This window comes from Cryobacterium sp. TMT1-2-1 (genome assembly GCF_004403955.1).
Taxonomy (GTDB): Bacteria; Actinomycetota; Actinomycetes; order Actinomycetales; family Microbacteriaceae; genus Cryobacterium; species Cryobacterium psychrotolerans.
On the sequence record NZ_SOHC01000042.1, the window covers coordinates 25,968 to 39,610 of the forward strand.

Here is a 13,643-nt window from a genome sequence, read left to right on the forward strand (position 1 = left end):
AGGTGCTCGTGACAGGTGCACACGGTGCCATCGGCCGACGGCTCGTCGCGGCGCTGGGGCAGCGCCCCGGATTCAGCCCCGTTTCCCTGGTCTCGCCCCGGGCGGGCGGGGGGCCCGGCCAGGTCGCCGTGGACGTCGGCGATCCGTTCGCCTTCCGGGCCGTCCTGGCCGACGTGCGGCCCGACGCCGTCGTGCACCTGGCGGCACTGACCGGGGCGGCCTGCGACATCGACCCGGAGCTGACCGAGGCCGTCAATGTGGGCTCCGCCGTGACGCTGGCCGAGGCCCAGCGCGACGCGGGAATCGGCCGCATCGTGTTCGTCTCGACGTCGGCCGTGTACGGCGACCAGTACGACCGGCCGGCCGACGAATCCGCGCCGCTCCGCCTCGGCACCAGCTACGCGAGCAGCAAACACCGGGCCGAACAGGCGCTCGCCGCGGCGACAACCGGCGACAGCGTCAGCCTGAGGGTGTTCAACATGTTCGGTCCGGGAACACCGAACTCCCTGGTCACCCGCTTACTCGAGGCGACCCCGGATCGGCCGGTTCCCCTTCGCGGACCCGACAACTTCGTCCGAGACTACGTTCACATTGACGACGTGACGGCGGCGATCGTCTCGGCGCTGGCGGCGCCCCTCCCGCAGCAGCATTCGGTCTTCAACATCGGATCCGGAATCGCAACGAGCAACCGCGACCTGGTGCGAGAACTGGGGATCGCCGAGCAGAACTACACGGTCACCCGGTCCGAGGCCAGCTACAGTTGCGCGCGGATCGAGGCGGCTCGCGAGTGGCTGGACTTCCAGCCTGTTCATCCGTTGCGTGACGCGGGCCGGGCGCCGCGGGTCTGACCTGCCCGCCCTGACCACCGGCTACGATGGTTTTTGCTTGCCCGCATGCCCCGAGAGAGAGCCACGTGTTGACGAAAACCGATCCGGTCGATTTGACCGGCTTCTCCGTTCCCGGGCGGGGCAACGGCATCCTCGATGTATTCCGACGTCGTTACCTGCTGCGCCTGCTCGTGCGCAAGGGCGTGTCGACCCGCTATCGCAATTCGGCGCTCGGCTGGGGCTGGTCGTACGTCAAGCCGCTCACCCAGTACTTCATCTACTTCTTCGTCATGGGCATCGTGCTCGGCCGCAACAACGGCATCGACAACTTCGCCGTGTACCTGCTCTCCGGCATCATCGTGGTCAACCTGTTCAACGAGGCGTTCTCGAACGCGACCAAATCGATCGTCGACAACAAGGCGCTGGTCAAGAAGATCTATCTGCCCCGGGAGATGTTCCCGATCGCGGCCGTCATCGTCGCCTTCGTTCATTTCCTCCCGCAGGTGGCCGTGCTCGTGGTCGTGTCGAGCCTTGTCGGCTGGGTACCGAGCCTGCTGGAACTCGGCGCGATCCTGCTCGGGGCGCTGATCGTCATCCTGTTCGCCACCGGCCTGGGCCTGATCTTCGGTGCGGTCAACGTCTCCTACCGGGACGCGCAGAACCTCGTCGAGATCATCAAGATGCTCGCGACCTGGGGCTCCCCGGTGCTCTACAGCTACGACCTGATCGCCCGGGTCCTGCCGGATTGGCTCCAGACGCTCTACATGATGAATCCGCTCACCTCGGCGGTCGAGCTCTTCCACTACGGATTCTGGTTTTCCACGACCGACGGCGGCCTCCAGCCCCCGCCCAACCTGGTGCGTGACTCGCTGATCGGCCTGCTGATTGTGCTCGCCATCACGGCCATCGGCCAGCTGGTCTTCCGCCGGTTCGAGCGTCGGTTTGCGCAGGACCTCTAAATGGACACCACAACGATCGTCACGAAGACCCGGCCGAGCATCATCGTCGAGAACGTGCAGAAGACCTTCCTGCTCCGCCACACGCACTCCTTCAAGGAGGCGTTCATCGCCCGGATCAAGAAGAAGAAGATCTCCACCTCGTTCCAGGCGCTGCAGGACATCACCTTCACCATCGACCAGGGTGAGTCGGTCGCCATCCTCGGCTACAACGGCTCCGGCAAGTCCACGCTGCTCAAGCTCATCGCCGGCGTGCTCGAGCCCGACGGGGGCAAGATCCTCACCCGCGGTCGCGTCGCCGGCCTGATCGAGGTGGGAGCGGGCTTCCACCCGGACCTGTCCGGGCGGGAAAACGTCTACCTGAACGCCGCCATCCTCGGCATGAACAAGGCCGAGATCGACGCGCGCTTCGACGACATCGTCGCGTTCTCCGAGATCGAGGAGTTCATCGACAGCGAAGTCAAGCACTATTCGTCGGGCATGTTCCTGCGCCTCGCCTTCTCGGTCGCCATCCACGTCGACCTCGACATCCTCCTCGTTGACGAGATCCTGGCCGTGGGCGACGCCCCCTTCCGGGAGAAGTGCCGCCTGAAGATCCGGGAGCTGGTGGAGCAGGGCAAGACGATGGTCGTCGTCAGCCACGACACCAAGACCGTGCAGGACCTCTGCGACCGCGGCATCGTGATCAAGAAGGGCGTGAAGGTCTTCGACGGCCCGGTTGCCGAGGCCGTCGAGGTGCTCAAACACCCGTAAGGGGGTCAAGCGCGGCTCGCGGTGTCCGCTAGGCTTCGATAATCTCTCACGATTCGAAGGGGCGGTTCGGGATGCGTCGGGTATTGAGTCTGCTGGTTTCCTGCGCCGTTCTGGCCGCGTTCGCCGGAGTTTCCGCCGCGCCGGCCCAGGCGGCGCCCCGCGCCGGCCAGGTGAAGGCACTGACCGCCTGCGCTCCGCTGGCCAAGCCCACGATCAAGCTGGCCTACGGCGACCGATCAATCACCGTGGCGTGGTCGACCGTGCCGGGAGCGGTAGCGTACGACATCCTGTACAGCTTCAGTTCGAACATGGCGAAGCCGAGCGCCAAGCGCATGACGAGCGGGTCGAGCCGGATGCTCACGGGCCTGACCAACGGCAGCCGCTACTACGCCCAGATCAAGGCCGTGGCCGCCGACCCCCTCTGCAGCTCCGTCAGCCCCATCGCATCGGGGATTCCCGCGGCCGGTAACCCGACCGCTCTGACCGTGACCGTGGTTCCGGCCGGGAAGGACCAGGTCAGGGTTAGCTGGACCGGCCAGGGCCGCAACACGAAGGTCGCCGTCATCGCGGGCTCCGAGGGGAGCCTGACCAAACATCCGTTCCAGTCCGCCTGGTACCCGGCAACCACATCCTCCATCACGCTGACCGTCCCGGCCGCCCTGCGCGCCCAGCTCGGAACCGGATCCGGCAACCCGATCTTCGTGAAGGTGGCCACCTACAACTCCCTCACCGCCGGCACGACCTTCCCGCGGGTGGCGAGCGTCACGAATGCCTACCGGCTCTCGCTCGCCGGCAAGTACAGCTGGGCTGCGGCCACGACGACGACCAAGGCCCTCCGCGTGGCCGAGTACAACGTGCAGAGTGTCGCGGCATCGGCGAAGCTCAGTGGCCGCACCTGGGCCCAGCGCCGGTTGAAGGTGGCCGCCTCCATCAAGGTGTCCGGGGCGGATCTGCTCGCCGCCGTGGAGCTGACGACCGCGGCCGCGGGCAACGGAAAGACGCAGTGGGAAGACCTGCGCGACCTGCTGGCGCAGCCCGGGTACGGCGGGTACCGGATCGCCAATGACAACGTCGGCGGGGCCGGCACGGGTGCGACCAAGGGCGCGCATTTGTTCTACGACCCCACCGTGGTCAGTGTGGTCAGCTCTGGAATCGTCTCCGGGAAGGACGTCACGAACCTCTACTACCCGGCCAGCTGGCCGGCCGGGCTGACCGACCGGTACCTGTCCTGGGCCAAATTCACGATGAAGAGCACCGGCAAACCGTTCTTCGCCGCCTCCGTGCACCTTCCGGCGGGCAGCAGCTACGCCAATCTCCGCGTGCGCGAGGCTGCAGCGATCGACAAGTACCTCACAGCCAAGGCCGGGACCCTCCCGATCGTGGTCATGGGTGACCTCAACTCGAGCTTTGCGGCATTGCCCGACGGGCCCCAGACCACGTTCACCCGGGCCGGGTACTACGACGCGAGTTCCGCGGTGCAGAAGGCAAACCCGCGCTACCCCACGGCGAACATCACCAACCAGGTCGACAACAAGACAGTCGTCGGGTACCCGTACACGCCGTACCTGTACCAGTACGCGGCTCCCCGTATCGACTACATCCTGGTCAAGAACTCCCCGGGTGCGCTCGCCTACCGGAACCAGCTGGTGCTCGTCAACGGCAAGTTCGACCCTGCCTACCAGGGCTCAGATCACAACCTGCAATGGGCGGATATCGGGATCAAATAGCAGTTCAGAGGCGGCTAGTTCGAAGTCGCGTTCTGAATCGCCTCGGTGAGCGGGTCAATCATGTGCGGCGCCAACGTCATCGCGAAGGTGTTCGAGATGTGTGACCCATCAAAGTACGCGATCACACCGCCGATTACGGCCGGGCACGTTTCCGAGGTGCAGAAGTACGTGCTCAGGTCGATGACCGACACCCGATCGTCGCGTAGATTCTTCGCCGCCCGAACGAGCGGGTCGTTCGGTATCCAACGATCAGGGGTTCCGGCGCAGAGTGCAAGGGAGTCCAGATGTTTGGCGACGCAGTCGGGAACCGATGCAACGGTGGCGGCGGGAAGAGGAGAGTCGTGGATGACGACAAGGTTCACATCCTTGGCGAGCCACGCGCCGAGGAACTCGTTGTAACCCTTCTCCCAAGCCGGCTGGCTGCCGGCCATTGAAGCGCCGACCGCCGGGCGGCCGTTGCGTTCGGACGTGATGACGAGATCAAAGGCGCCGGATGTGGTGGCTTTCAGAACTCGCTGCCCCCAGCTCCGGCAGCCTGCGCGCTTCTCGTCCGCGTCCCACTCGACATCAGCGGCCGTGGCCGTGCACTCCGACGCGAGGAAGGTGGTGATTTTCCAGCCCTTCCTCTTCGCAATCGCATCGATTGGCCCAAGCCACTGACCAGCGTGGGAATTACCGACCAGCGCTACGGAGACCTCACCATGGGGGTCTCCGAACACGCAGTTCTTCATGCCCGTGAACGGAATCCACTCCCAGCAATCGCGCGAGTAGGCCTCGGACTTGTCAGTAGCTGCCCGTGCCGGAGCCGGGACGACCGGACCCGTGGTCGTCGGCTCGCAGTTGTTCAAATCGACCATCGCGGCCGCTCCGAAGCAGGGCGTGTCTCCAGCCAGCGCCCGGACGAGTTGCGCCTCCGTGACTTCCTGCCGGTGATTGAATTCCGCGATTTGGGCGACGCCCAGTCCGACGACAACGGTCATACCGACCGCGGCAAGTCCGAACGATCGTCGGAGCGGCGTTGTGGATCTTGAGCGCGACTTCCGGAACCGGTCCTCGACGAGTGTCTTCGTGAGCCCGCCGAGCACCAGCGCGCCGACCAGAACGAGGAGCTTGTCTAGCGTCCCGAGCCGGCCGCCGCTCACAAACGGCAGCAGGACGATCATCGGCCAATGCCACAGGTACACCGAGTATGAGACGTCCCCGAGCCACTGCATCGGTCGCCAGGCCATGTAGCGTCCGGGTGACGCCCAACCGGACGGCGGATTCGCAGCGATCACTGCGACGGTTCCCAGCACGGGTACAAGCGCCGTCCAGCTCGGGAACGGCGTCGTCGCCGTGTAGAAGATCGCCGTTCCTGCGATGCAGGCGAGTCCCGCCCAGCCAAGCGCAATGCGCAGCGGCGCCGACATTGATGGTGCGTTGTCTCGACTGGGTTCTCTGTGGTGGAGAAGTGCAGCAGCGAGCAGCCCACCGGCCGCCAGCTCCCACAGCCGCGTCGGGGTTACGAAGTATGCGCTCGCGGGCTCCCGCGCCGTCGCATAGATCGAATAGCCCAACGACAGCGCAACTATCGCGCCGACGGTTATCAGGGTGGCGGTGCGCATATTCCACCGCCGCCGGATGGCGACGGCTGCGACGATGGCGATGAGGATGGGCCAGACGAGATAGAACTGTTCCTCGACGGATAACGACCAGTAATGCTGCACCGGGGAAGCGGCGTTTTCGGCCTGGAGATAGTCGACGGCAGTTGTCGCGAGTCGCCAGTTAGCGGCGTACGCGGCGGCGGCGATGGTGTCCATCGACCAGTTTTTCCACTGGGTTTCGGGGGCGACGAGGCGAACGAGCACGGTCGTGACCCCGAGGACGAGCAGTGCCGCCGGCAGCAATCGGCGGACGCGTCTCGACCAGAACTCGAGAAGTTCCCGTATGGAGCGTGGCGGTTGTCTCAGCAGGTGTGAAGTGATGAGAAATCCCGAGATGACGAAGAAAACGTCAACGCCGGCGAACCCGCCAGTGAGTCGGTTCGGCCACAGGTGGTAAATGACAACGAGCAGAACGGCGATCGCACGAAGGCCTTGAATGTCGGTTCGGATTCCCGATCGGACAGATCCTTGCGGCAGGATGCTGTTCCCGCTCGTGTTTCTTCCGTGTTGATTCATGTTTGAAAACGATCCCCAGTGCGAAAAGTTGTTTCGCAGTCGGTCCCAAACCTGGATCTTCGGCGCAAACTAGCGAACTCGAAGTTTACCTAAGTTCGGGGGTCAGCATGCGTCGTTCGAGACTTATGAATCCGGTTTCACGCAGAAGACGGTCGCAGGGAGAAGAGCTCGCGTACGCCGCGTGCCGCTGCGCTAAGAGACGGTCGACATGGGCACCGGCGCCAAGTAACGGAGTGCAGAGTTTGATGGCCTCGGGTGCTCGCGCGAATTGCAACGGTGGAGGACTGGATGTGCTTGAATCCTGCATCACGCTTAGGGTGTTTCCATGGTCAACCTAACGAGTCTTTCGAACTATTCCGACGCACAAGGCAATGAAATCGTGTACGGGGGCCTGATTGATCAGAACGTGCATATCAAATTCACCGGATCAAACAATCGACTCGTTGTTTCTGACGAAGCGAAGATCAGGGGGCTGCGAGTGAACTTCGATTGCGACAACGGGTACATGGAGATTGGTCGGGCTCACAACGTTCCCGCGTTCTCCGGGAGCGTAAGGATCGGCCAGGACTCCAAGGTCCTCATCGGAGAAAATGTGTCATCGACAACGACGGTGGATCTATCGGCCACCGAGGGGACCACCATCACCATTGGCGACGATGTCATGTTTGCCACCAGTAACCTGATCCGTGCCGATGACGGACACGCCATTTACAGTGTTCGCACGGGAAAGAGAGTCAACCGGTCTAAGTCGATCACAATAGGCAACCATGTTTGGCTCGGCATGCACGCTGCAGTGCTCGGCGGGGCGAGCATTGGCGAGGGAAGCGTCATTGGCTACGGAAGCATAGTGACTAATCGCATCCCCAATAACTGCATCGCAGTCGGAGTTCCGGCGCGAGTGGCAAAGCGTGACATCGCCTGGGAGCGGCCTCATCTCTCACTTTCCAAGCCTTTCTACAAGAAAGACGCAGAGACGGTTAAGAAATCTGCCTACTGGAATCTGACGGAGGCTGAAGAACTCGACAAACAGGATACATGGGTTTCGCGGGCCAAGCGCGGCGGTCGTCGCATCCTCCGGCCGTTGAACTCCCTGCGCGTCCGGGCTCTCGCAATGTTTGATTGAAACGAAGAGGTTCCTCCGTTCGCTCAGGAATTTCCGGGCTTCGTCGGCGCACGTGTCAGCCAGCGCTCTCGCGAATTCCGGGCACGCCCTGCCGCGCTGACCTCAGCGCGGTGACGCGGCGTCGACTGGTTCCCGGGTCACGGGCCGGCGCACCAGTGGCGTCCAGAAACCCACCGGGTCGATCAGCCAGCGGGTCGCCCGCTGAACGGGCCTCGTGCCCAGGAGCAGTGCCAGCGCGATTCCGCCCAGCAGGAGTGCGGCCACGGCGGCCACGTTCCAGTGCGGCCACGCCCCGATGATCGGCAGCAGGGGGTACAGGATGAGGATCTGCAGCACGTAGACGTAGATGGTCCCCTCGCCGAGCGGCGTGAAGATGGTGCGGGTGCGCGGCACGATCGCGAGGAAAGCGAACATGAGCACCGTCGCCACGGCGAGCACCAGGACCCGGACGAGGACGTTCTCCACGTTGCTCAGGCCGAACTTGTCGACCTTGCCGTACATGTACAGCCAGGCCCGGGCGATGCGGTCCTGCAGCAGGAAGATTGCGAACAGGGCGACCACGAGGAAGGCGGCCACCGACACGCGCAGCCAGAGGCGCGAGGTCAGCCGTTTGAACGACTCGACGTGCGCGGGGGTGACGAGCAGGCCGAGGGTGAAGAACGGCAGGAACGACAGGATCCTCGCCCCGGCGAGCTCGCCCGACACACCGCCGTAGGTCACGGACAGGATGGACACGGCAATCGAGATCAGCAGCGGGTGCGGGATGCTCAGCAGCAGCGGGGTCATCAGCCGCCAGACCACGAGGGCGAGCAGGTACCAGATGGCGAAGCCGGGGATGAAAAGGTTCAGGCTGAAATCTGCCCCGTTGAAGATCATCCGCTCGAGGGCCAGGAGCAGTTGCACCACCACGTAGGGAATGAGGAGCAGGGTGACCAGGCCCCGATTCTGACGCGGGGTCCCCCGGAAGTTGCGCGACAGGTAGCCCGAGACCAGGACGAACGCCGGCATGTGGAACGCGTAGATCCACTTGTAGAGGGCATCCGCGGCGTCGATGGGAATCGTTTCGAGCAGGTGCCCCAGCACGACCAGGACGATCAGCAGTCCTTTGGCGTTGTCGAGGAAGGGATCCCGGCCGGCCGAGGGCTTCGCGCTCATGGGTGCCGCTGTTGGCATGTTCACGAGAGAAACCGTCGCGCTTCGCTCAGGAAGGCGTCGGCGTAGCCGTCCGCCGGAATGTCACCCAGGTAGTAGGTCTTCAGCGCGTGCCGGGTCTCCCGCAGCGGGTCCGGCCCGATCAGGGCGTCGAGGCCGGCGTCGACGCTGGTGAGCCCCGAGTCGATCAGATACGCCGCCTTCGCGATCGGGAAGTCCGTGAGGAATCTCTTGACCGGGACGTTCATCACCGCCATGGCGAACGGCTTCTCTGAGTAGAGGAAGTCGGGCACGACGCTCGAGACGTCGGAGACGAGCGCATCCGCGGCGTTGAAGCAGTCGGTGATGCCCAGGGTCCGTTCGGCCGCCTCGCCCCAGATGTGCGCTCGGCTCGATGCGGCCGCATCCTGCCTGAGCATGGCCTTGATCCGCTCCGACTGCGCGGCGTGCGCCGGGTTCCGGTCGGTGTAGGGGTGCGGTCGGTAGATGACCGTGCAGTTGCGCGTCAGCAGCCCGCGCACGATCTCGTAGCCGATCGGCAGCGATGAGTAGTCGGAGTCCGCGTTGTGGCCGGCCCAGGTCGGCGCGTACAAGACCGTGGGGGCTCCCGGCGCGGCCTGCGCTCGCGCCCCCACCGCGATGCCTTCGACCTGCGGTCGCCCGACGATGGAGAACACCTCGGCCGGCACGTGCACTCCGTGCGAGGCGAACCGGTCGATGGCGGCCTGGCCGGCGACGAAGTTCTTGTCGAACATGCGAAACACCGGGTTGTAGCTGGGGGCCTTGTCGCTGTCGCCGTGATTGAGCTGGATGTGGGTGAGGTGCGGGTAGCGCACGAAATGGGAGTTGCGCACGGCGTTGTTCATGTAGAAGACGGTCTTGAGCGACGGAACGATCATCGCGTCCATGTCGGCCATCTCCTTGCGCAGCAGCACCGGGGCCGTGGTGAGCCTCGCCACACTGTCGAATGTGCCCTGATTGCGCACGATCACAAAGAAGCTGGCGTCGAGCCGCTCAAGGTACGGCAGCCACATGGCCAGCTGGTACTCGGTGCCGTGCGGCGCGTCCCAGTGCACCGCGAAGACCGGCTTCCGCGCCTGGAGAACTTTCGTGACGACGCGTTCGGCGCCGCGCCGGGCGCGAATCCTCAGCACGCCGTCGATGAGGACTGCGAGGGTCGGCACGGCCGCTGCGAGGGCGACGAGCACCAGCCAGCCCGCGGGGGAGCCGAGGGCGGCCAGCGCAGCGAACACGATGATCGCCAGGGCGTTGATCGGGAAGATGAATCCAGCGCTGAACAGGGGAGTGTTCCTGATCCCGGCACCGGGGAGGTGCGCCGAAAACGGGATCGCACCGCGGGCGACCCTTTCCGCGGTGCCTTCCCCCACGACGAGCCCGGCGAGGACGGCGGCGGCGAGCCAGCCCGGCCACCACTGCACGTCCCCGGCCGCGAACACCGTCGCGACCGCGAAGACGACGAGCGTTCGGGCGATGATGAAGGATCCCGTCGGCCTCACCGAGCGCGAGAGCTCGCGGGCGAAGCGAAGGTTGAACACGATTGTGGCGGCGAAGCCGAGAGTCGCCAGGGTGAGCGTCAGCCAGGGCCAAGCGCCGGCGAGAGCCGCGCACAGGGCGGCGATGGCGAGCAGGTCGGCCAGAAGGCCGTCGCCGGCGGCGGTGACGAAGCGCCGAGCGAAGGATCCCCTCACGAGCGCGGTGCTCATGGGTGTGGTGGTTTCGCTGTCGAGCGGTGCGGGGGTGGGGAGCAGTACCTCGGCCAACAACTCACGTACCTCCGGCACCTGTGTGTTCGAAGCACAGTTAGATTTAGGTGGCCACGATATCAGACGGTTTATCGCTCGCCGTCGCTTGGGGGGCGTGTCCGATGCGCGAGCGCGGACTTCGGCCTCACACTCTGACATATAATGCGATTTGTGTGTTGAGCGTCGTTGTCGTCGCCCTGGGCGGTTCACATTCAAGCTTTCGAAGGTTCGGGGAATCAGTGCTGGAAACATCTACAGGTTCGGCTGAGAAGAAATCAATGTACGAATCGGTTGAGCACCCTTGCCAGATCGGGGCAGATGTCGAAGCCGCCCCGACAATCGCCAAGTCGCCTACTCGGATTTCCTTTGTCATTGCAATGTACGGAGTGGCCCAATACCTCTCCGCCTTCCTGGAGTCTCTTGAAGAGCAAGCCGCTGGCCCGTACACGCTTGAGTGCATTTTCGTTGATGACGGGTCTCCCGACGACTCGGCCGCTATCGCCGAGGCATGGCTGGAATCGTCGAAGCACTCCGGTCGCGTCGTGCGAAAGGAGAACGGCGGGGTCAGCTCCGCCCGAAACGCTGGCATTCCTTTCGCGACTGGGGAGTGGATTTCTTTTCCTGACTCTGACGACTTCCTCGATCGGATGTACCTCAGGGGGATTTCGCGATTCCTACGATCCAAGCGTGGAGCGGCAGCACATCTTGTCGCGGCTAACGTTCATCGTTACTTCGACGAAACCGGAGAGGTGCGAAACACGCATGCACTTCGGTTCAAGTTCAACGGTGCGGCCAAGAACGTCAATCTCGTCAGAAGTCCGCACTACATCCAGTTGATGGCGACGTCAGCTTTTGCGCGTCTGGAGGTGTTGCGCGAGCGAGGCCTCTTATTTAGCGAGCAATTGTCGAACTCCGAGGACGCCGTTTTCATCGCCGAGCTCCTGTCCGACTACGACGAACCTATCCTTGGCATCGTTCCGGAGGCCCTGTATTTCTATCGCAAGAGGGCGTCGCTCGACTCTGCAGTGGATACCTCGTTCGGAGCGGCAGCTGGTTACCTGGACAGGTATCGCTTCGGCTACCTGCCCCTCTTCACAAAACTTGGTGCTGATGGTCGGTTCCCAGAGTGGGCCGCCAACTTGTTGATCTACGAACTGAGTTGGATGTTCGCCCGGGAGAAGGCTGTCTCTACGAGCGCGGCAGTGCTAACAGCGGCGGAGCGAGCCGAATTGCTTGGGACCATCGGTCGGTGCCTGCAAGACGTGGCTGATGAATGGATTCTGGGCTACCGAATCACAACCCTTTCGCTTGAGATTCGCTATCTGCTTTTGACGCTGAAGGGATCGCCCCTACCGAGAGTCCCGCTGCACGTTCGTCGCTTAGACAAGCACAAGGATTTACTTCAAATTCGGTACTTCTTCGTCGGAGCTCGACCGGTCGAATCCTTCCGTGTGAGGGCCAAAGAAATCGCGCCGGTGGCGGCAAAAGTTCGGAGACTTGATTTTTTCGGTCAGACCGAGCTTTTCGAACGCATCGTCTGGCTCCCCGCAAACAGTTGGCTGGCGGCCGACCTTGACGGAGTAAGGCAAGAGCTGCGTCTTGGGCTGCCTTCCGCACCGACTTATGCCCTGACCGAGCAGGCGATGCAGTCGTTCTTCCACCGATCGCCCGCGCCAGTCTCTGCCGGACGCACGGGGCTGGAAGTCGCGAGGGCGGCGCCCCCGTCCAATCTCTATAGGAAGGCTCGCAGAACGGCGCGGGGCCTCCTTGACTCCGTCGAGACTTGGAACAGCGGCCGAGCTCAGCGGCGCAGCGCCCTAGCAAAGCGAAGGAAGAACGCCGATGTTCGCCGCATGCGCAAATTGGCGCAAAGGCCCTCAGTGCGAACGCGATATGCCGATGCGTGGGTCTTGATGGATCGGCTCAACATGGCACAGGACAACGCTGAACATATGTATCGATTCCTGGCCGCCTCTCATCCCGAGGTCAACCCGTGGTTCGTGCTCAGCCGCGATTCCAAGGATTGGAATCGACTGAAAAGCGATGGATTCAGACTCGTCGCGTTCCGATCGAAGAAGCACGTTCTGCTCATGCTCAATGCAGCACATATGATCTCGTCCCATGCGGACGCTGAGATGCTTCATCCCATTCCCCCGGCGTATTACAGATCGCACCGCGACTGGCGCCTCACCTTCCTGCAGCACGGAATCATCAAGGATGATCTTTCGGCATGGCTGAATCCGAAGGACATTGCGCTCTTCATCACTAGCACGCAACCGGAATACGACTCGATAGTCAGCGACGGGACTGGGTATGTGTTCACCTCGAAAGAGGTCGCCCTCACTGGATTGCCGCGCCACGATGACCTGTTGGTGAAGAGAGCGCGGCGACTGGCGCAGGGGGGAGACCGATTCCTTCTCGTCGCTCCGACATGGCGAGAGTCCCTGTTGGTGAAGAAGCAGGCCTTCTCGCTCTCGGACCGTGGTGTAATTGACGGATTTGCTGAAACGGAATATGCCAAGGCGTGGTTCGGCCTCCTGCAGTCTCCCGAATTGGCCAAGATTGCACAGGATAATGGTCTGACGGTCGCCTTCCTGCCTCATCCGAACCTGCAACCTCACGTTAAGTCGGCTGACCTTCCGGACGGCGTTCGCTTCATTAGATATGAGGATGGCGATGTGCAGGATGTCATCGCGGCGGCATCGCTCCTGGTGACCGATTACTCATCGCTGGCTCTTGAGGTCGCGATTTTGGACGTTCCCGTCGTCTACTTTCAGTTCGATGAAGATTCGTTTTTTGGCAATTCACACACCTATAGCAAGGGGTATTTCGACTACCGCGCGGATGGGTTTGGCCCCGTGGCTCAGACTGAACATGAGGTCCTGCGCGCGATTCGGGAGGGCGCCGCATGTGGAGGCGAGGCGCCGGAGCCGTACAAGAGTCGCGCCGAACGCACATTCATTTATCGGGACGGAAAGTGCCGGGAGCGCGTCTACGAGCAAATCGCTCTGCTGGACGTACCGAACCCTCCAGCGTAAGGTTCTCCCAACTCTGGTCTACCGCGCCACAATTTCAGGCCCCACCCGCGCTGGGAAGACGAGCGTGAGCGACAGGTCAGCGATACCGCTGGTCACAGTACCGGAACCTACGGCGAAACGCTTTCCCCGTATTTGACGGATCGTA

The 13,643-nt window shown here is 63.2% G+C and carries 9 protein-coding genes; 6 read left to right on the forward strand and 3 right to left on the reverse strand.

Translation table 11 applies throughout. The features are described 5' to 3' along the window. Positions 1–8: 8 nt before the first annotated feature. The 4 genes from E3T33_RS07375 to E3T33_RS07390 all read left to right on the forward strand — a co-directional run bounded on the left by E3T33_RS07375 (position 9) and on the right by E3T33_RS07390 (position 4,263). Positions 9–848, forward strand: a complete 840-nt coding sequence (locus tag E3T33_RS07375) for an NAD-dependent epimerase/dehydratase family protein (RefSeq protein WP_166784431.1) — start codon at positions 9–11, stop codon at positions 846–848. 65 nt (positions 849–913) lie between these two features. Further along, the gene (locus E3T33_RS07380; protein WP_241982861.1) at positions 914–1,786 is read left to right on the forward strand and encodes an ABC transporter permease; all 873 of its coding nucleotides are present in this window, start codon (positions 914–916) and stop codon (positions 1,784–1,786) included. Further along, entirely contained in the window at positions 1,787–2,536 is a 750-nt protein-coding gene (locus E3T33_RS07385; protein WP_092323147.1) for an ABC transporter ATP-binding protein, read from the forward strand. It begins immediately after the preceding gene. A gap of 83 nt (positions 2,537–2,619) precedes the next feature. After that, the gene (locus E3T33_RS07390) at positions 2,620–4,263 is read left to right on the forward strand and encodes an endonuclease/exonuclease/phosphatase family protein (protein ID WP_166784432.1); all 1,644 of its coding nucleotides are present in this window, start codon (positions 2,620–2,622) and stop codon (positions 4,261–4,263) included. Positions 4,264–4,277: 14 nt separating this feature from the next. On the opposite strand, the gene E3T33_RS07395 is transcribed toward E3T33_RS07390, so the two are convergent. After that, positions 4,278–6,422, reverse strand: coding sequence for an acyltransferase family protein (locus E3T33_RS07395; protein WP_134575054.1), 2,145 nt, complete (start codon positions 6,420–6,422; stop codon positions 4,278–4,280). 325 nt (positions 6,423–6,747) lie between these two features. Here E3T33_RS07395 and E3T33_RS07400 point away from each other — a divergent pair, with 325 nt between their 5' ends. Beyond that, positions 6,748–7,545 (forward strand): acyltransferase, encoded by a 798-nt coding sequence (locus tag E3T33_RS07400; protein ID WP_134575055.1) that lies wholly within the window; start codon positions 6,748–6,750, stop codon positions 7,543–7,545. Positions 7,546–7,647: 102 nt separating this feature from the next. Here E3T33_RS07400 and E3T33_RS07405 read toward each other — a convergent pair whose 3' ends face one another. Then, entirely contained in the window at positions 7,648–8,718 is a 1,071-nt protein-coding gene (locus E3T33_RS07405) for an acyltransferase family protein (RefSeq protein ID WP_134575056.1), read from the reverse strand. 2 nt (positions 8,719–8,720) lie between these two features. Beyond that, positions 8,721–10,481, reverse strand: coding sequence for a CDP-glycerol glycerophosphotransferase family protein (locus E3T33_RS07410; protein ID WP_166784433.1), 1,761 nt, complete (start codon positions 10,479–10,481; stop codon positions 8,721–8,723). A 257-nt stretch (positions 10,482–10,738) separates the two neighbouring features. Between E3T33_RS07410 and E3T33_RS07415 the strand changes: the two genes are divergently transcribed. Then, positions 10,739–13,498 (forward strand): CDP-glycerol glycerophosphotransferase family protein, encoded by a 2,760-nt coding sequence (locus E3T33_RS07415; protein WP_166784434.1) that lies wholly within the window; start codon positions 10,739–10,741, stop codon positions 13,496–13,498. Positions 13,499–13,643: the final 145 nt, after the last annotated feature.

What these genes read in the sequence shown, in the direction of transcription:
- E3T33_RS07385 (WP_092323147.1), top strand. Translation starts at nt 1,787, where the DNA reads ATGGACACCACAACGATCGTCACGAAGACCCGGCCGAGCATCATCGTC.
- E3T33_RS07395 (WP_134575054.1), bottom strand. Translation starts at nt 6,422, where the DNA reads ATGAATCAACACGGAAGAAACACGAGCGGGAACAGCATCCTGCCGCAA.
- E3T33_RS07400 (WP_134575055.1), top strand. Translation starts at nt 6,748, where the DNA reads ATGGTCAACCTAACGAGTCTTTCGAACTATTCCGACGCACAAGGCAAT.
- E3T33_RS07405 (WP_134575056.1), bottom strand. Translation starts at nt 8,718, where the DNA reads ATGCCAACAGCGGCACCCATGAGCGCGAAGCCCTCGGCCGGCCGGGAT.
- E3T33_RS07415 (WP_166784434.1), top strand. Translation starts at nt 10,739, where the DNA reads ATGTACGAATCGGTTGAGCACCCTTGCCAGATCGGGGCAGATGTCGAA.